Genomic DNA, 15,312 nt, shown 5'->3' with positions numbered 1-15,312 from the left:
CGGCCACGCGCACGCAACCGAGCACAGGCGGTGCGACCGAACCTGGAGAAGCGATGAACAAATCCTTCCTGCAAGTCGATGTGTTCACGAGCCAGCCGCTCAGGGGCAACCCGGCTGCCGTCGTGTTCGATGCCGACGACCTCGATGCGCGGACCATGCAGCGGATCGCGCGCGAGATGAACCTGTCCGAGACGGTCTTCGTGCTGGCCCCGGAATCGCCCGACACCGACTATCGGGTGCGCATCTTCACGCCCTCCAGCGAGTTGCCGTTCGCGGGGCACCCCACCATCGCCACTGCGAGCGCGGTGCGTGCGCACCGTGGCGACCTGGCCGATGCAAGTCTGCTGCGGCAGGCCTGCGGCATCGGCATCGTGCCTGTCGAAGTCGTTCCGACCGAGGGCTCGCCGATCTACTGGATGACCCAGGCCAGCCCGCAGTTCCGCGACACGGCCATCGATCCGGGGGAAATGTCGACCCTGCTGGGCTGCGATGCGAACATGCTGGCCGCGATGCCGGTGGAAGTCGTCTCCACCGGCATCCCGTGGCTGATCGCCGAACTGCGCAGCGTCGCCGCCCTGGCGTCGCTGCGTCCCGACCTGCCTCGCATCGCCGAACGCTGCCGCGCATCGGGTGCCGTCGGCGTGACCGTCTTTGCCGAACACGAGGCCGACGCGCCGGTACGCTTGCGCCTGCGCACGTTCGCGCCAGGCGAAGGCGTGGCCGAGGACCCCGTTTGCGGGTCTGGAAACGGGTGTGTCGCGGCATTCTTGGCAAGGCACCGACACGCATCGGCTCTCAAGGGTGGCTACCTTGCGGAGCAAGGCATCGAGATGGGACGCGATGGCTTGATCCACGTCGAATGGACCCGAAACGGCGACGAACTGACGGTGCGCGTCGGTGGCCAGGCCGTGACCGTCGCCAGCGGCACCCTGCATCTGTAGACGCGGCGGCACGTTCAGCCGCTCGATCGCCCATGGCTTGCCATGGCACCTGTGCGGCGTCCCCGACGAAGGCCTGCGCTGCGACGAACGCAGTTGCCCAGGACTAGATCGGGTCGACGGTGGGACTTTCGTCGCGCGAGAGCATGGCGCGTTCGATGAAGTGCTGCAGCGGTTCCGATGGCTCACTGTCCGGCCGCAACAGGTAGGTGGTCATGCATGCCGACGGGTCCGACAGGGGCCGCGCGATGATCTCGGGATGGCGGCAGACCGAAATCTGCGCCGCCGTGGCGAGACCCAGTCCGTAGCCCGCGGCCACCAGCGTCAACATCAATTCCAGTGTCGCGACCCGCTCGGCAATCCGGGGCTGGATGGCGGCCGTGCGGAGCAGCCGTTTGATCTGCCGGTACGCGCCCTCGCAAGCTTCCGGGTGGCACTTGATCAGGGGATAGCGCAGCAGTTCATCCAGAGGGACCTGCCTGAAGGCCAGCAAAGGATGGCGAGTCGGAATGGCCACCAGGATGGGATCGGACCAGATCGCCTCGCACAGGATGCCCTCTCCAGCTTCGTCGGACTGCGCGAATCCGGCATCGAAAGTGTCGTCGCGCAACCCGCGGACTTGTGACGCGAGCGGCGTCTCGAACAGGCGGATCTCCACATCGGGCTCCTCCTCCCGGCACAGGGCCAGGAGTGCCGCGAGGCGTGTCTGCGCGATACCGTCCGACAGCGCGATGCGCAGCATGCCGCGATAGCCCGTGGCGGCGGCCCGGACATTGGTTCGTGCCTGTTCCAGCACCGCGAACACGCGGCGGGCATCCTCCAGCAGCACCTGGCCCGCCCAGGTGAGCTGGGTGCCGCGCCGATTGCGCTCGAACAGCGTGGCGCCGAGGTCGGACTCCAACTCCCGGATGGTGCGCGACAGCGGAGACTGCTCGATATGGAGCCGCACCGCCGCACGCGTGAAGTGCAGTTCCTCGGCCACTGCCACGAAACAGCGCAGGTGTCGCAGCTCCATCGCGCCACCTACGCGTACGTGAGGCCGGGAGCTTGATTCACGCGAGCGGCTCCTCGGGCGCCGTGCCGAACAGCAGCGCCGTGATCGGCAAGGGTTGGAACAAGGGCTCGCGGCCGAGGACCTTCAGGCCGCCAGGACCGCTTTCGAGCAATCGGCGCTCTTCGCGCGCGATGAACAGTTCGGTGCGATAGCCATCGCATTCGGGAAGTCGCTGTAGCAGGTCGCGGATCGCGTCGCCCGCCCAGGGCGTTTCGCTGTCGAACTGACCCAGTAGCCGGCCATGCCGGGAAATCACGAGGCGGTAGGCGTTCATGGCCGGACACTCCCGTCCATCGCGTGTATCGCCATCTCCTCCCAGCCCAGGCGCCGGGTGCGGATCAGTTGCTCGGCAGTATCGCCGCAGGCGCGCTCGACGGCCTGAGGCATCTCTATGCCAAGCAGGCAATGGCCGGTCAGGCGCGCGGCGAAGTAGTCGCCGGCCCCTTTCACCACGCAGGGCACGTGGGGATGCTCGAAGAGGCGCGATACCCCCTCTTGCGTCTCCAGCAGCGTCTGGACGACGGCGCTTTCGGGATCATCCTGGACACTGGTCACTACCACCCATTGGGTGGGGCCGCGCAACAGCGCACGGGCAGCCTCGCGGCAATCCGCCAGACCCTGCAGCGTTCTGCCGGTGACCTGTTCCAGCTCGAACCGATTGGGGACGAGGCCGTGGGCTTTTGGAATCAGCAGCGTGCGCCAGGCCTCGGCCATGCCGGCCGCCGCATACACGCCCTGGTCGTAGTCGCCAATGACCGGATCCAGGTGCAGGCGCAGTTGCGGGTGGCGCTCGCGCATCGTCGACCACCAGGATGCGAGGATCCGTGCCTGCGACGGCGCGCCGAGGAAGCCGACCTGCACAACGCGAGCGCACGCGGGGATGCCGCGCGCCTCCAGGTCATCCAACCAGCCAGCGAACCACGCGTCGGGCACCGCGCCGCCATGGACCGAGGGATAGTGCGGCGTGTTGCTGAGCAGCGCGGTCGGCACCGCGATCGTAAGCAGCCCGCAGGCTTCCAACGCGGGAATCGCCGCGTTGTTGCCGACCCGCCCGTAGATCACCTGGGACTGGATGCTGATGACATCGATGGGCACAGGTTGGGTCACTGTCATTCAGGACGCACCCCCCGTGTCCTGCTGTCGGTCCAGCCACGCGCCGATCGTGCGGTGGGCCGCAGCCTTCAGCGTTGCCCCATGCCGCTCGGCATCCGCGCGCAGCGTGCGCGGATCGATACCGGCCTGGCCCAGCTCGCAGCAATGGCCGACCAGCCAGCGTTCGATTCGGCTGGCATCGGCTTCCAGGTGGAACTGCAGACCCAGCACGCGGTCGCCGACCGCGTAGGCCTGCTGCGCGCAGCTTTCGGTGCTCGCCAGCAGTTCACTGCCCTCAGGCAGCTCGAAGCGGTCGCCGTGCCAATGCAGCACCGGCACGCCGGCCAGCGGTGCCAGCACCGAGCGGCGGCCCGCATCCGTCAGCGTCAGCGCGCCGAAGCCGATCTCCTTGAAGCCCATGGGGGCGACGGCGGCGCCGAGCAGGCGCGCGATCAATTGCGCGCCCAAACAAATGCCGAGCAGCGGCCGGCCGCTGGCCAGGCGCCGTTCGAGCAGACGCAGTTCGTCGGCAAGAAAGGGATAGACCCGCTCGTCGAAGGCGCCGATCGGCCCACCCAGTGCAATGAGAAGATCGCTTGCCGCGGCCTCCTCACGGGCCAGCTCGTCCGTCGCGGGGTCGAGGTAGCGCACGTCGAATCCACGCTCGCGCAGCAGCGGTTCGAGCGTGCCGAGGTCTTCGAAATGGATGTGGCGCAGGGCCAGGGCTGTCTTCATGCGGTCTGCTCCGATGCGGTCGATGTCGCAGCCCGGTCGTCGTCGGGCCAGTAATCGCTGTCCGGCGTCGCGCGAGCGCCGAAGATGGCCTGGCCGACGCGCACGACGGTGGCGCCTTCCTCGATGGCCAGCTCGAAGTCGCCGGACATCCCCATCGACAGTTCGTCCATGCCGATGCCCGCCGGCGCCTCCTGGCGCAGCCGATCACGCAGTTCGCGCAACAGCACGAAACAGGGACGGACTCGTACAGGATCGGCCGACAGCAGTGCCAGCGTCATCAGGCCTCGCACGCGCAGGGTGGAGAAGCCCGGCAGCGCCCGGACGAAGCCGGCCACTTCGGAAGGCGGCAAGCCGAACTTGCTGGCCTCGCCCGAGGTGTTGACCTGCACGAACACATCCAGTGCGCGCCCTTCGGCTTGCAGGCGACGGTCCAGCGCCTCCGCCACACGCAGGCTGTCCAGGGCCTGGAACTCGCTGGCGAAGCGTGCCACGACCTTGGCCTTGTTGGTCTGCAGGTGGCCGATGACCGACCAGCGCAGGTCGGCGAGATCCACCATCGCTTCGGCCTTGCGCTGCGCCTCCTGCACCTTGTTCTCACCCAGGTCGCGGCAGCCGGCGGCGTAGGCCAAACGGATGCGCTCCTCCGGCACGGTCTTGCTGACCGGCAGCAGGCGCACATCGGACGGATCGCGTCCCGCGCGGGAGCAGGCATCGGCGATGCGCCGATGCACCGCCGCCAGATTGCGCCGAAAGTCCTCGACGCTGTGTGCGGTGGGCCAGGGATGCGTCTGCGCGTTCATGGACAAGGGGTTCTCCGTGCCGCTAACATTGTCATAGGACAAAATATACATTGTCACGGGACAAACGGGAATGGCAGAAAAGACCGCATCGGGCATCTTTGAGCGCATTCGCCGCGAGGCACATGCGGGCCGGCTTGCCGCGGGCCAGACACTGCCGTCCGTGCGCGAGATGGCCGATCAACTGGGCGTCAACCGCAACACGGTCGCCGCCGCGTACCGGAAGCTGGTGGCCGCAGGCATTGCCGAGACGCTGGGGCGCAACGGAACGGTGATCCGGCCAGCGGCGCGTCTCGGTGAGCAGGAGGGCCTGCAGCCCGGCTCGGCGCTGGCGGATCTGGCCAGCGGCAATCCGGACCCGGCCTGGCTGCCCGATCCATTGCAGGCGCTGGCAGCCAGCGGCTACCGGCCCGCGCTGTATGGCCAGCCTGTACTCGACCCGGCACTCGAACGGCTGGCGCGGCAGTGGTTCGGAGCGGATCTCCGGGAGGGTGACGGTCTGGTGCTGGCGCATGGTGCGGTCGATGCGATCGAGCGTCTGTTGGCTGCCTACCTCGTCGCCGGCGACAAGGTGGCGGTGGAGGACCCGTGCTTCCTCGGCAGCCTCAACATCCTGCACAGCACGGGCCTGGCAGCGGTGCCCGTGGCCATGGATGCGCACGGCATGCGCCCGCAGGCGCTGGAAGCGGCGCTGGCCAATGGCGCCCAGGCGGTGCTGTGCACACCAAGGGCGCAAAACCCCACCGGCTGCGGCCTGAGCGAGCAGCGCGCCCGCGAACTGCGCCGCGTGCTCGCCCGCCATCCGCACGTGCTGGTGATCGAGGACGACCACTTCGCCTTGCTGGCCGAGACGCCGTACTTCTCCATCGCGCCCGCGGCCACCACGCGGCGGGCGCTGGTGCGCTCCGTGTCCAAGGGCTTCGGCCCGGACCTGCGGCTGGCCTTCATCGCTACCGATGCGGGGACCGCCGCAAGGCTCGGCATGCGACTGGCTCCCGGCACGACCTGGGTCAGCCACCTGCTGCAGGCGGCCGTGCGCGGCCTGCTCGGATCCGACGCGGCCACGGCGCGCCTGCATGCGGCCAAGACCGCCTACGCCATGCGTCGCAAGGCCCTGATCGATGCACTCGGCGCCGTGGGCATCGCCGCCAGGCAGCCCTGCGACGGGTTCAATGTGTGGATTCCGTTGCCGGAAGACCGTGACGTTCACCGCACCGCGCAAAGCCTCGCACGCTGCGGCTGGGCCGTGCGAACCGGCGATGCCTTCGCGATCGCGCCCGCGGCCCCCGCGCTGCGAGTCACGGTCTCGACGCTCGAACCCGGGGACGCGGCGCGCTTTGCCGCGCAACTGCGCGACTGTCTGGGGCGTGTATGAAGCCAGTCTGCATGGCATCTTGCCTGTCCTCTCGCGGGTCCGTCTGCGTACCGGTCCATGGCGCGCTACGGCGCCTGCAAGGCGGAGGCGACGCGAGCGGGCCACGGGCGCCGTTCCGACAAGCCGGTCTCCCGTTCCCGCAGCGTCCGGCCGACCTGGCTCGCCTCGGTCACGGACGCGCGAAAGTCCCGGATCAGTTGTCGCGTCACCGGCCCCACGGGCCATTCGGTGGTCGCCGCGTCCTCGACCAGCGCCACCACCGGCTGCAGTTCGACCGAGGTGCCGGCGGTGAATACCTCGGAGGCGGCGCGCAGTTCGTCCAGCGTCACGGTCCGCTCCTCGACCCGCAGCCCGCGCTGGCGCGCCAGTCCCATCACGTGCCGCTTGGTGATGCCGTCGAGGAAGCAGGTCGGCAATGGGGTCGCCAGCACCCCGTCATGGACCATCAACAGGTTGGTTGCCGTGGTCTCGGCGACCCGGCCTTCGCTGTCGAGCAGCAGTGCGTCGTCGCAGCCCGCCGCTGCGGCGGCATGGCGCGCAAGGGTCCCGATCATGTACAGCCCCGAGCACTTGGCCGCGGTGGGTGCCGTGTCGGGGCGGGGACGCCGCCAACTCGCCAGCTGCAGCCGGATGCCTTCCTCGGCGCGGCCCTGGGACGCCGCCGTGGGCCAGTCCCAGGCCGCGATGGCCACGTGGATGCGGGCGCGCGGCGAAGCGATGGAAACGCTCTCCGCGCCGCGCCAGGCCACCGGGCGGATGTAGGCGTCGTCGAGCTGGTTGGCCCACAGCACCGCCTCGATGGCCTGTGTCAGCTCGCCTTGCGACCACGGCAGGTGGTAGTCCAGCAGCGCGGCGGACTGCTGGAAGCGTTCCAGGTGAGGCGCATTGAGGAAGACATGGCCGCCATAGGCGCGCATGCCCTCGAAGACGGCCCCGCCCATGTGCAGCGCATGCGTGAGCACGTGCAGGCGCGCCTCGCGCCAGGGCAGCAGTTCGCCATCGAGCCAGATCAGGCCATCGCGATCGTCAAGGGAATTGAGCATGGTGCGCACCGCTGTACAGGTTGTCGATGGCGTCAGTGTGCGGCCGGTTCGCCGTCGGCACGAGTGAGTAAATCTCAGACGATGCTGAGTTTTGGTCCTCGCGCCGGCGAGCGTGGAGACGACGATTTCCGGTTTAATGGGTCCATGAACGACCAATGACTTCCAGGAGGGTGAGTCCCCCATGCGCATCCCTGTCCCGTTGAATGCCTTGCGCGCCTTCGAGGCCGCGGCACGCCATCTCTCGATCAAGGACGCGGCCCTGGAATTGGCGGTCACGCCCTCGGCGGTCAGCCACCAGTTGCGCACGCTGGAGGACATGCTCGGCGTCGAACTGCTGCGCCGCATCGGCACGCGGCTGGAACTGACCAGCGCCGGCCGCCGGCTGGCGCCCGGCCTCAACGAGGGTTTCGCCCTGATCGCCGAGGGCGTGGGCAGCTTGCGCGAGGAGCGGCGCGACGGGCCCCTGCGCGTGAACATGCTGCCGACCTTCGCGACCAACTGGCTGTCGCCCCGCCTGAGCCTGTATCCGTTCGAGCGGCGCGGCTTCTCGCTGGACATCTCCACCACGCAGGACGACGTGGATCTGGCCGCCGGTGTGGCCGATGCTGGCATCTGGTATGGCGACGGCCAGTGGGCCGGTCTGCGGGCTGACCTGTTGTTCGAGGCCACCATCGACCTGTACGCGCGCCCGGGCTTTGCCACCGGCTCGCGCCGGGAACGCCTCAAGCAGGTCGCGCGCGCCAACCTGTTCGTGTCACGGCATTGCCTCAGCTGGCGGCGCTGGATGGACAGCCTGCCCGGTGGACCGTTCGAGCCGGCTGTCGTGACCCGCGTGGACTCGGGCGGCCTGACGATGCAGGCGGCCGCCGATGGGGCCGGCGTGTCGATCGCTGTCTGCGAACTGGCCGAGAGTGCCGTCCGGCTCGGACGCCTGGCCTCGGTCTTCGACCACCCCGTGAGCGCGGGCGTCGGCTTCTGGCTCGTCTATCCCGAGGCGCTGTCCGAGGACCGACGGCTGGACAACCTGCGCGGTTGGCTGCGCGAGCAGGTCGATGAGCAAGCCCGGCACGGAGGGCAAGAACGGACGACGGCCGACACGGGCAGTGCCAAGGACGGGCCCGCGCAAAGCACCGCGTCGCCGGCGGCGAAGCCTCGATCCGCTGCCGCCTGCACGAGCCCGGTGGCTTCAATGTCCTGACAGGGAGGAACTGGGGTGTCTCGTCGATGGATCGGTTTCGTCATGGTTGTGCTCTCGGCGGTCTGCTGGAGTTCGGCCGGGCTGTTCGTCCGGCTGACGGACCTGGACGCATGGACCATCGTCGGCTGGCGTTCCCTGTTCGCGGGCCTGGCGCTGGCCGCGGTCTTGGCCTTGCGCGGACGCGGCGAACGAGGCGGAACGTTCGGTGCAGTTGGATGGGGGGCCACCCTCCTCGTATCGACGGCGACGGTGGCGTACATCGCCGCGCTGACACTGACCACGGTAGCCAACGTCCTGCTGATCTACGCCTGCCTGCCCCTGGTCGCTGCCGGCCTGGCGCGGTTGATCTTGGGCGAGCCACTTTCCCCGCGCGTTCTCGCCGCTGGCGCATGCTGCCTGGCAGGTGTGGCGATCGTCGTGGGGGGCCCGACCGGCAGTGGCCATTTCCTCGGCAGCGTGCTTGCCTTGCTGATGACGTCTGCGTTCGGTGGACTCCTGATCATCGTCAAAAGCCATCCTGGGCTGGACATCGTGAAGGTCAACACGCTGGGGTGCCTGCTCTGCGCCGTGGCGGCGCTGCCCTTCATGTCGCGGCAGGTTCCGGACCCGAAGGCGCTGTCGAGCCTGGCACTGCTGGGTATCGTCGCCATGGCCCTGGCCTTCCTGCTGTTCCTCGAAGGAGGCCGGCGCATTCCGGCGGGAGAAGCGGGACTGATCAGCCTGCTGGACGTGGTGCTGGGGCCGCTCTGGGTGTGGCTGGCCTTCGGCGAGGCGCCCGGGAGTGGTGCCTTGGCCGGGGGCGCGCTGATCATTGCCGCGCTGGCCTGGTACCTGCGGCGCCCACAGCGGGACCCGGCCCCGGCGGGGCAGTCCGCCGCCGTCGCCGGATGCGGCGGGACAGAACGATGACGCCGACGCCTTGCGGAAGATGAGGGGCCCATGCGCATCCCCGTACCACTGAATGCCCTGCGCGCTTTCGAAGCCGCCGCACGCCATCTGTCGATCAAGGACGCCGCCCTGGAACTGGCGGTCACGCCCTCGGCGGTCAGCCACCAGTTGCGCACGCTGGAAGACCTGCTGGGCGTCGAGTTGCTGCGCCGTGTCGGTGGCGCCGTGGAGCTGACCGACGCCGGCCGCCGCCTGGCCCCGACGCTGAATGCGGGCTTCTCCCACATCGCCGCCTCGGTTCAGACGCTGCGGGACGAACGGCTGGACGGCCCGCTGCGGCTGCACACGCTGCCGGCGATCGCCATCAACTGGCTGGCGCCGCGGCTGGCCGCCTATCCGTTCGGGACCGCCGAATCCGCGCTCGACATCACCACCGTCCAAGGCCATGCCGATCTCGCGGCGGGCACCGCCGACGTGGGCCTGTGGTTCGGCGAGCCGCCGTGGCCCGGGCTGGTTTCGGAGACGTTGTTTGCCGGCACCCTGGGTGTCTATGCCAGGGCCGGCTCGCTGGCCGCCACTCCCGAGGGACGATTGGCGCAACTGGCGCAGGCGCACCTGTTCGTTTCCCGCTATGGCCTGCACTGGGAGCAATGGCTGCAGACGCTGCCGGCCGGTCCGCAACACCCCGCCCTGATCACCCAGGTCGATTCCTGCGGCCTCGCGCTGCAGGCGGCCAGCGAAGGAACGGGGCTGTGTCTGGTGGTGGCGCAACTCGCCGAGCGCTCGGTGCGGGCAGGCTTGCTGGAACCCTTGTTCGACCATGAGGTCCCGGCCGGTGGGGATTTCCACCTCGTGTATCCACCCGCCCTGGGCGAGGACCGGCGCCTCGGCGCCTTGCGCACCTGGCTACGCGAACACTGCCCACCGGTGGATGACGCCGACGATCCGAAGGCTTTGACGACATGACACACATGAAAGCCGCACACCAGCGCGATCAGCACGCCCTGTCGGATGACGGTGTGACGCTTCGACGGCTCGTTGCCGAGGACGCCGTTGCGCTTGCCTCCCTGCTGGCCGCCTATGGCGACGAAATGCGCCACGGGCAAGGAGCCGGGGCGAATGCACTGGCCCGTGCTAATGCCTTGATCGCCGATCCGATCGCGGAAGTGCTGGGTGGCTTTCTCGGCGACGAACTCGTCGCCTTCGCGGTGTTCTTCGATCTGCCCGAGGCGATCTCCGGAGGGCGTTCGGGCCAGCTCGACGACCTGTACGTCCTGCCCGCCGCGCGTGGGAAACGACTCGCGCAGCGGCTCATCACGGCCATCGCCGATACCGGGCGATCACGCACCTGGATTCATCTGCGCTGGCTGGTCCCCAAGGACAACCCCGATGCCATCCGGGCCTACACGCGCTTCGCCGAGCCCGCCGGCTGGAAGAGCTACGTGCTTTGGCTGGCCGGTAACGAGCGGTGGTGAAGCCATGAACAACCTGCAGCAGGTCGATTGGTCGCGTCTTCCGCAGCCGGAGGACGATGGAGGGGCTCGCCACCTGAAGGGCATGCGCCTGCCCACGCTTGAACTGGCATCGACGGATGGCGGCGGTGTCGATACTTCACGCCTGCACGGACGCACGGTGCTGTATCTCTTCCCGATGACGGGCCGCCCGGATGCCGCACTGCCTCCAGGCTGGGACGAGATCCCAGGGGCACGGGGCTGCACCCCGCAATCCTGCGCCTTCAGGGATCATTTCGCCGAACTGAAGTCCTTGGGCGTCGCCCAGTTGTTCGGCGTGTCCACGCAGGACACCGCGTACCAATGCGAGGCGGTGGCGCGCCTGCACCTGCCTTTTCCCTTGCTGTCTGACCATCGCCTTTCATTTGCAACCGCGCTCGGTCTGCCGGTCTTCGAGGTGCAAGGCCTGGCACTGCTCAAGCGACTGACCCTGATTGCGCGCGATGGCGTGATCGAGCATGTGTTCTATCCGGTGTTCCCGCCTGACCGGAATGCCAACGATGTCGTCGAGTGGTTGAGGCAACAGCCAGCCACTTGACCTAGGCCAGTCAGCGACACGATCAGCGCTCATGGTCGTGCGAAGTTCCCGTCAGGTTCCGCTCACCCGCAGAAGGACCATTGCTCCAACCACACCCGCAGCAGCTCCATCGACAGCCAGGCGCGAAACACCAGCACACCCGCAGCCAGCAGCACAGCCAGCGGCGCCCAACGTTTCAACCATTCGCGGCCTTGCCTCATGAAGTCGCCAACCGTGGATCGGCGCGTACGATGGTTCTGTCGTCGATCGGCCAGTGCAGAACCGTCGCCAGCAGGCCCAGCGCAATCGCCAGCAGCCAGATGCTCAGGTACGACCCAGTGGCCTCGAACATGCGGCCACCAAGCCAGACACCGAAGAATGATCCCAACTGGTGGCCGAAGAAGACGAAACCAAACAATGTGGTGATGTAGCGCACGCCGAAGATCTGAGACACGAGGCCATTGGTCAGCGGAACCGTCCCGAGCCAGAGGAACCCCATCACTGCAGCGAACAGGTAAACGCCCCATGTGCTGAGCGGCAGCAGAACGAACAGGGCCATGGCCACCGTGCGCGCCAGGTAGAGGCCTGCAAGTAGGTACTTCCTGCGCAGCGTGCCACCCCAAAGCCCCAGCAAGTAGGTGCCGGCCACATTGGTAAGCGCAATGATCGCCAGCGCGGCGACGGCATCGGTGGCGGCCATGCCCCGGTCCAGCAGGTAGGCTGGGAGGTGCGTGGCGATGAAGGCGAGTTGGAAGCCACAGGCCAGGAAGCCCAGGTTCAGCAGCCAGAAGCCGCGGTGGCGGAAAGCTTCACCGATCGCCGCCTTCATCGACAGCTCCGTGCCGACCACCGCGTTCGAGATGCTTGCGTCGCGCATCGGGAAGGCCAGCGGAAGCAGCAACGCCATGACCACTGACAGAATCAGCAGCGCACCCGTCCAGGCCCAACCACCGATCAAGGCCTGCGCAACCGGGACCATGGCGAACTGCCCGAGGCCACCGATGGCACCGGCCAGCCCCAGTGCCCAACTGCGGCGCTCAGCCGGCACGAGGCGGCTGAGCGCGCCGTAGATCGCACCGAATGCCGTGCCCGACAGCGCGATGCCGACGCACACGCCAGCGCCCAGAACAAAGGCCACGTGGCTGTGCGCCTGAACCATGAAGAAAAGCCCCAGCGCATAGAACACGAGCCCGCCCGCGATGACCTTGGCCGAACCGTAGCGGTCGGCAATCATCCCGGTGAAGGGGTGAGCGAGACCCCAGGTCAGGTTCTGCACCGCCATCGCGAAGCCGAACATTTCGCGCGACCAACCGCGATCCATCGTCACCGGCAGCAGAAACAAGCCTTGCACGTGCCGCACACCGAGGGCCAGACCCATGATCAGTCCGCCGGCCAGGATCGGAATCCAGAGCGATCGGCGCTCGTTTGCCGATGCTGTCGAGGGGGCGAGGTTCGTGCTCATGTCGTGGCTCCCGCTGCTTGCGGATCGTCCGCAGGTCGATGCCTCAGTACGCCGAGGGGGCGGGTTGGTGGCTCGCCGGTGCGCAACCAGTCCAGCGCCAGGGGCCACAGCGCCTCGCGGAAGCGCTCGTGGAAGAAGGCGAAATGGCCGATTTCGGCCTGCTCGATGGCCGCGGGAGCCAAGCGCAGGTGATGACGCTCGCTGCCGGTGTAGTAATCCAGCAGGCGGTCCAGCGCCGGTACCGTGCCGAATGGATCGTCCTCGATGCCCAGCGCCAGGATCGGTGCGCGCACCTGGCCGAAGCGCCGTGCCAGCATTTCGGCTTCGGGCTCGCCTTCCAGTGTCTCCCGGCCTCGGCGCACCGTGCCCTCGAAGCGGGGACCCATGCGTGCCCAGTCCAGCGCCACGCCCTTGGGCGTGTCCTCCATCCATCCCAGGCGCTTGGCCGGCACGTAGCCAAGCACCCGCGCCAGCAGCGGCATGGCCACGTGCCAGCGCAGGAACATGGCGCGGCGCGCGGCGGGCGCATAGTCGCGCCAGTAGGCGTACTGCGCCCCCATGGTGAAGATGCGCCGCACGCGGTGTGCGGACGCGGCCAGCCCGATCACGAAGCCCCCGGCGGAGTGGCCGACCACGTCGATCGGCTGGCCGGGGAATCGCCAGGCGAGGTACTGCAGCACACCCTCGAAATCGTGCTGCCCCCAGTCGATCCAGTCGGCCTGCAGCCGACGCAGCCCACGGTGTCGCGATTCGCCGATGCCGCGGTAGTCGTAGGTCACCACGTCCCATCCGTGGCTGTGGAGCCAGTCGGCAAAGCGCGCGTAGTACCGGCAGCGCACCGAGGTGGCCGCGTTGATGACCGCGACCGGATGTGGGCGTCGTGGATCGCAGGGACGGCGCCAGGCGAATCCACCCAGGGCATAGCCGTCGGCGGCGCGAATGTCGATGGGCTCAGCCATTCACAGCGAGACCCTGGACCAGCAGCACCACGGCCTGTGCGCCGGCCTTGCGATCCTGGGCAATGCGTTGGTACTCGTCCGATTCCGCCCAGTCATGGAAGGCGGCTTCGTCGGGAAAGGACATGAGCACGAGCTTCTGGTGCGGCCAGGTGCCTTCGATGGTGCGCGGCTGCTCGTCCGCGGCCAGCAGACGTCCCCGGTAGTGGCGAAACACCTCCATGAAGCGGGCCTGGTAGCGGTCGTAGGCGGTCCGGTCGTGGATGGTGAGTTGGGCGATGGCGAAAACGGTCATGACAAAGACTCCTCGTCGCGATGGCGATCCGGTTCGGCGGCCGAGGTCGATTCGACGCGGTCGCCTTGCGTGCTGGGGCTGGAGAACACCAGGAACTGCACGTCCTCGTCGCCACCATTGGCGGCGATGTGGCGAGTGCCGGCCGGGACATGCACGCCTTGACCGGCTTCCAGCAGCACGTCCTGGTCGGGCGTGCTCAGGCGCAGGTGACCACCGAGCACGTAGAAGAACTGGTGCGCCCTGGCGTGCCAGTGGGGTGCCTCGGCGCCGCCGGCGGGCATCCATTCCTGGCGCACCTGCATGTGTTGCAGTTCCAGCAGTCGCCAGCCCAGGCAGACCCCGCCCCAGTCATAGCGGTTGCCGTCGTCGGTCCGGACGGCGCGCAGCAGTGCCGTCATGGCGTTCCCTCCTCGGCAGGGACGCCGTGCAGGGCCTCGCCATGGACCTGCCGCCCGCTCTCGAAGCGCATGATCTCGCACATGTGCGTGCGCTTGCCGCCGGCCTGCGCCACGTAATGGACGACGACGGTCTGCGCCTCGACATCGCAGATGGCCGAGATGAGTTCGAACCGCAGGTCCGGCCTGTCGGCGAGCGCGGCCAGCCAGTAGCGGCGCAGCGCGTCCTTGCCCTGTACCCGCGTGCCACCGGTATAGGGCTGCGCCAGCGCGCTCACGAACAGTGCGTCGTCGGCATAGGCCGCCAGCACCGCCGACACGTCGCGCCGGTTCCAGTCGTCGATCCAGGCCAGCGCATGAGCCCGGAGTTGATCATGGGAGAGTGTCGTCATGGCATCAGATCCAGAAGAGAAGAACGGTCAGGGCGGCCAGGGTCGCCATCGCACGGTTGATCGCGCGAGCAACGGCGCGGTCGCGCAGCCAGGGCCGCAGGCCGGCGCCGAAGGCGGCCCAGACCAGCATGCAGGGCAGTCCGATGGCGGCGAACACCAGGCTGACCACCAGCAGGCGCAGTGCGTAGCCTTCGCCCGGCGGCAGGAAGGTGGACACCACCGTCACCGAGATCAGCCAGGCCTTCGGATTGACGAACTGAAAGGCCAGCGCCTGCATGAAGCCGATAGGCCGGCCAGCCAGAGCAGGTAGAGGCTGCCCACGACCTTCAATGCGACCTGCAGGCGCGGTTCGAGGGCGAACACCGCACCGAGGCCGGCGCCGGTAATCCCAAGCTGCACCATCACGCCCGCGGGGATGCCCAGCAGGTGCGGCCAGGTTCGGCCCAGGCCGAACAGCAGGCCCGAGGACATCAGCATCACGTTGTTGGGGCCGGGCGTGATCGACATGACGAAGGCGTAGACGATCAGCGCCACGAGGGCGGTATGTTCCATGGGAGTTCGCTGGGACGGGGAGTACTGGAGCATTGAGGGAAAGACGAGGTCCGTCCGCGAATCGATTCTGGGACGGGCAAGGCGTTGGCTCCAGCGAGTTTTTTTCAGCCGG

General features: G+C 68.2%; 21 protein-coding genes. 7 read left to right on the top strand and 14 right to left on the bottom strand.

Going from position 1 to position 15,312, the window contains the following annotated elements:
* Positions 1 to 53 precede the first annotated feature (53 nt).
* Positions 54 to 941 carry a PhzF family phenazine biosynthesis protein gene (locus N5K27_RS21025; protein WP_279818548.1) on the top strand — a complete coding sequence of 296 codons (888 nt, stop codon included), beginning with the start codon at positions 54 to 56 and terminating at the stop codon, positions 939 to 941.
* 103 nt (positions 942 to 1,044) lie between these two features.
* Here N5K27_RS21025 and N5K27_RS21020 read toward each other — a convergent pair whose 3' ends face one another.
* Genes N5K27_RS21020 through N5K27_RS21000 form a run of 5 tightly spaced genes read right to left on the bottom strand, consistent with a single transcriptional unit; the run spans position 1,045 to position 4,619 of the window.
* Positions 1,045 to 1,953: a LysR substrate-binding domain-containing protein gene (locus N5K27_RS21020; RefSeq protein WP_279818546.1), complete on the bottom strand. Its 909-nt coding sequence runs from the start codon at positions 1,951 to 1,953 to the stop codon at positions 1,045 to 1,047.
* 37 nt (positions 1,954 to 1,990) lie between these two features.
* Positions 1,991 to 2,266: a cytoplasmic protein gene (locus N5K27_RS21015; RefSeq protein ID WP_279818544.1), complete on the bottom strand. Its 276-nt coding sequence runs from the start codon at positions 2,264 to 2,266 to the stop codon at positions 1,991 to 1,993.
* Positions 2,263 to 3,105 carry a PfkB family carbohydrate kinase gene (locus N5K27_RS21010; protein ID WP_279818542.1) on the bottom strand — a complete coding sequence of 281 codons (843 nt, stop codon included), beginning with the start codon at positions 3,103 to 3,105 and terminating at the stop codon, positions 2,263 to 2,265. Before N5K27_RS21010 ends, N5K27_RS21015 begins: the two co-directional genes overlap by 4 nt.
* Positions 3,106 to 3,819 carry a glutamine amidotransferase gene (locus N5K27_RS21005; RefSeq protein ID WP_273628330.1) on the bottom strand — a complete coding sequence of 238 codons (714 nt, stop codon included), beginning with the start codon at positions 3,817 to 3,819 and terminating at the stop codon, positions 3,106 to 3,108. It lies immediately after the preceding gene.
* Positions 3,816 to 4,619, bottom strand: a complete 804-nt coding sequence (locus N5K27_RS21000; protein ID WP_273628329.1) for a YggS family pyridoxal phosphate-dependent enzyme — start codon at positions 4,617 to 4,619, stop codon at positions 3,816 to 3,818. Before N5K27_RS21000 ends, N5K27_RS21005 begins: the two co-directional genes overlap by 4 nt.
* Positions 4,620 to 4,689: 70 nt before the next feature.
* Between N5K27_RS21000 and ptsJ the strand changes: the two genes are divergently transcribed.
* A complete protein-coding gene (ptsJ, locus tag N5K27_RS20995; RefSeq protein WP_273628326.1) occupies positions 4,690 to 5,991 on the top strand; it encodes a transcriptional regulator PtsJ in 1,302 nt (433 codons plus the stop codon).
* Positions 5,992 to 6,056: 65 nt separating this feature from the next.
* Here the strand turns inward: ptsJ and ilvE are convergent, their stop codons facing one another.
* On the bottom strand, positions 6,057 to 7,034 hold the full coding sequence (ilvE, locus tag N5K27_RS20990) for a branched-chain-amino-acid transaminase (RefSeq protein WP_273628324.1): 978 nt from the start codon (positions 7,032 to 7,034) through the stop codon (positions 6,057 to 6,059).
* 181 nt (positions 7,035 to 7,215) lie between these two features.
* Between ilvE and N5K27_RS20985 the strand changes: the two genes are divergently transcribed.
* The 5 genes from N5K27_RS20985 to N5K27_RS20965 are packed head-to-tail and all read left to right on the top strand — an operon-like array spanning position 7,216 to position 11,169.
* Positions 7,216 to 8,232, top strand: coding sequence for a LysR substrate-binding domain-containing protein (locus N5K27_RS20985; protein ID WP_279818537.1), 1,017 nt, complete (start codon positions 7,216 to 7,218; stop codon positions 8,230 to 8,232).
* A 15-nt stretch (positions 8,233 to 8,247) separates the two neighbouring features.
* Positions 8,248 to 9,141: a DMT family transporter gene (locus N5K27_RS20980; RefSeq protein WP_279818535.1), complete on the top strand. Its 894-nt coding sequence runs from the start codon at positions 8,248 to 8,250 to the stop codon at positions 9,139 to 9,141.
* A gap of 30 nt (positions 9,142 to 9,171) precedes the next feature.
* Complete coding sequence (locus tag N5K27_RS20975; RefSeq protein ID WP_121411121.1) at positions 9,172 to 10,086, top strand: LysR substrate-binding domain-containing protein; 915 nt, start codon at positions 9,172 to 9,174, stop codon at positions 10,084 to 10,086.
* 5 nt (positions 10,087 to 10,091) lie between these two features.
* On the top strand, positions 10,092 to 10,595 hold the full coding sequence (locus N5K27_RS20970) for a GNAT family N-acetyltransferase (RefSeq protein ID WP_205577709.1): 504 nt from the start codon (positions 10,092 to 10,094) through the stop codon (positions 10,593 to 10,595).
* Between the two features lie 4 nt (positions 10,596 to 10,599).
* On the top strand, positions 10,600 to 11,169 hold the full coding sequence (locus tag N5K27_RS20965) for a peroxiredoxin (protein ID WP_273628315.1): 570 nt from the start codon (positions 10,600 to 10,602) through the stop codon (positions 11,167 to 11,169).
* 62 nt (positions 11,170 to 11,231) lie between these two features.
* Here N5K27_RS20965 and N5K27_RS20960 read toward each other — a convergent pair whose 3' ends face one another.
* The 8 genes from N5K27_RS20960 to N5K27_RS20925 are packed head-to-tail and all read right to left on the bottom strand — an operon-like array spanning position 11,232 to position 15,200.
* Positions 11,232 to 11,369, bottom strand: coding sequence for a hypothetical protein (locus tag N5K27_RS20960; protein ID WP_021447003.1), 138 nt, complete (start codon positions 11,367 to 11,369; stop codon positions 11,232 to 11,234).
* Positions 11,366 to 12,610, bottom strand: a complete 1,245-nt coding sequence (locus N5K27_RS20955; protein WP_279818526.1) for an MFS transporter — start codon at positions 12,608 to 12,610, stop codon at positions 11,366 to 11,368. The genes N5K27_RS20960 and N5K27_RS20955 overlap by 4 nt, the downstream gene beginning before the upstream one ends.
* The gene (locus tag N5K27_RS20950) at positions 12,607 to 13,569 is read right to left on the bottom strand and encodes an alpha/beta fold hydrolase (RefSeq protein WP_121411119.1); all 963 of its coding nucleotides are present in this window, start codon (positions 13,567 to 13,569) and stop codon (positions 12,607 to 12,609) included. Before N5K27_RS20950 ends, N5K27_RS20955 begins: the two co-directional genes overlap by 4 nt.
* A complete protein-coding gene (locus N5K27_RS20945; protein ID WP_121411118.1) occupies positions 13,562 to 13,861 on the bottom strand; it encodes a DUF1330 domain-containing protein in 300 nt (99 codons plus the stop codon). The genes N5K27_RS20950 and N5K27_RS20945 overlap by 8 nt, the downstream gene beginning before the upstream one ends.
* A complete protein-coding gene (locus tag N5K27_RS20940; RefSeq protein ID WP_095377311.1) occupies positions 13,858 to 14,259 on the bottom strand; it encodes a cupin domain-containing protein in 402 nt (133 codons plus the stop codon). Before N5K27_RS20940 ends, N5K27_RS20945 begins: the two co-directional genes overlap by 4 nt.
* The gene (locus tag N5K27_RS20935) at positions 14,256 to 14,648 is read right to left on the bottom strand and encodes a nuclear transport factor 2 family protein (protein WP_095377310.1); all 393 of its coding nucleotides are present in this window, start codon (positions 14,646 to 14,648) and stop codon (positions 14,256 to 14,258) included. Before N5K27_RS20935 ends, N5K27_RS20940 begins: the two co-directional genes overlap by 4 nt.
* Positions 14,649 to 14,652: 4 nt before the next feature.
* Positions 14,653 to 14,925 carry a hypothetical protein gene (locus tag N5K27_RS20930; RefSeq protein ID WP_279818522.1) on the bottom strand — a complete coding sequence of 91 codons (273 nt, stop codon included), beginning with the start codon at positions 14,923 to 14,925 and terminating at the stop codon, positions 14,653 to 14,655.
* Complete coding sequence (locus N5K27_RS20925) at positions 14,880 to 15,200, bottom strand: LysE family transporter (RefSeq protein WP_279818520.1); 321 nt, start codon at positions 15,198 to 15,200, stop codon at positions 14,880 to 14,882. The genes N5K27_RS20930 and N5K27_RS20925 overlap by 46 nt, the downstream gene beginning before the upstream one ends.
* Between the last annotated feature and the right edge of the window lie 112 nt (positions 15,201 to 15,312).

Origin of the sequence: Pigmentiphaga sp. GD03639, assembly GCF_029845405.1 — a bacterium.
Lineage (GTDB): Bacteria > Pseudomonadota > Gammaproteobacteria > Burkholderiales > Burkholderiaceae_B > Pigmentiphaga > Pigmentiphaga daeguensis.
This window is presented reverse-complemented; position numbering and strand designations above follow the sequence as displayed.

Coding starts and splice junctions, on each gene's coding strand:
- N5K27_RS21025 (WP_279818548.1), top strand. CDS start 54: ATGAACAAATCCTTCCTGCAAGTCGATGTGTTCACGAGCCAGCCGCTC.
- N5K27_RS21020 (WP_279818546.1), bottom strand. CDS start 1,953: ATGGAGCTGCGACACCTGCGCTGTTTCGTGGCAGTGGCCGAGGAACTG.
- N5K27_RS21015 (WP_279818544.1), bottom strand. CDS start 2,266: ATGAACGCCTACCGCCTCGTGATTTCCCGGCATGGCCGGCTACTGGGT.
- N5K27_RS21010 (WP_279818542.1), bottom strand. CDS start 3,105: ATGACAGTGACCCAACCTGTGCCCATCGATGTCATCAGCATCCAGTCC.
- N5K27_RS21005 (WP_273628330.1), bottom strand. CDS start 3,819: ATGAAGACAGCCCTGGCCCTGCGCCACATCCATTTCGAAGACCTCGGC.
- N5K27_RS21000 (WP_273628329.1), bottom strand. CDS start 4,619: ATGAACGCGCAGACGCATCCCTGGCCCACCGCACACAGCGTCGAGGAC.
- ptsJ (WP_273628326.1), top strand. CDS start 4,690: ATGGCAGAAAAGACCGCATCGGGCATCTTTGAGCGCATTCGCCGCGAG.
- ilvE (WP_273628324.1), bottom strand. CDS start 7,034: ATGCTCAATTCCCTTGACGATCGCGATGGCCTGATCTGGCTCGATGGC.
- N5K27_RS20985 (WP_279818537.1), top strand. CDS start 7,216: ATGCGCATCCCTGTCCCGTTGAATGCCTTGCGCGCCTTCGAGGCCGCG.
- N5K27_RS20975 (WP_121411121.1), top strand. CDS start 9,172: ATGCGCATCCCCGTACCACTGAATGCCCTGCGCGCTTTCGAAGCCGCC.
- N5K27_RS20970 (WP_205577709.1), top strand. CDS start 10,092: ATGAAAGCCGCACACCAGCGCGATCAGCACGCCCTGTCGGATGACGGT.
- N5K27_RS20965 (WP_273628315.1), top strand. CDS start 10,600: ATGAACAACCTGCAGCAGGTCGATTGGTCGCGTCTTCCGCAGCCGGAG.
- N5K27_RS20960 (WP_021447003.1), bottom strand. CDS start 11,369: ATGAGGCAAGGCCGCGAATGGTTGAAACGTTGGGCGCCGCTGGCTGTG.
- N5K27_RS20955 (WP_279818526.1), bottom strand. CDS start 12,610: ATGAGCACGAACCTCGCCCCCTCGACAGCATCGGCAAACGAGCGCCGA.
- N5K27_RS20950 (WP_121411119.1), bottom strand. CDS start 13,569: ATGGCTGAGCCCATCGACATTCGCGCCGCCGACGGCTATGCCCTGGGT.
- N5K27_RS20945 (WP_121411118.1), bottom strand. CDS start 13,861: ATGACCGTTTTCGCCATCGCCCAACTCACCATCCACGACCGGACCGCC.
- N5K27_RS20940 (WP_095377311.1), bottom strand. CDS start 14,259: ATGACGGCACTGCTGCGCGCCGTCCGGACCGACGACGGCAACCGCTAT.
- N5K27_RS20935 (WP_095377310.1), bottom strand. CDS start 14,648: ATGACGACACTCTCCCATGATCAACTCCGGGCTCATGCGCTGGCCTGG.
- N5K27_RS20930 (WP_279818522.1), bottom strand. CDS start 14,925: ATGCAGGCGCTGGCCTTTCAGTTCGTCAATCCGAAGGCCTGGCTGATC.
- N5K27_RS20925 (WP_279818520.1), bottom strand. CDS start 15,200: ATGGAACATACCGCCCTCGTGGCGCTGATCGTCTACGCCTTCGTCATG.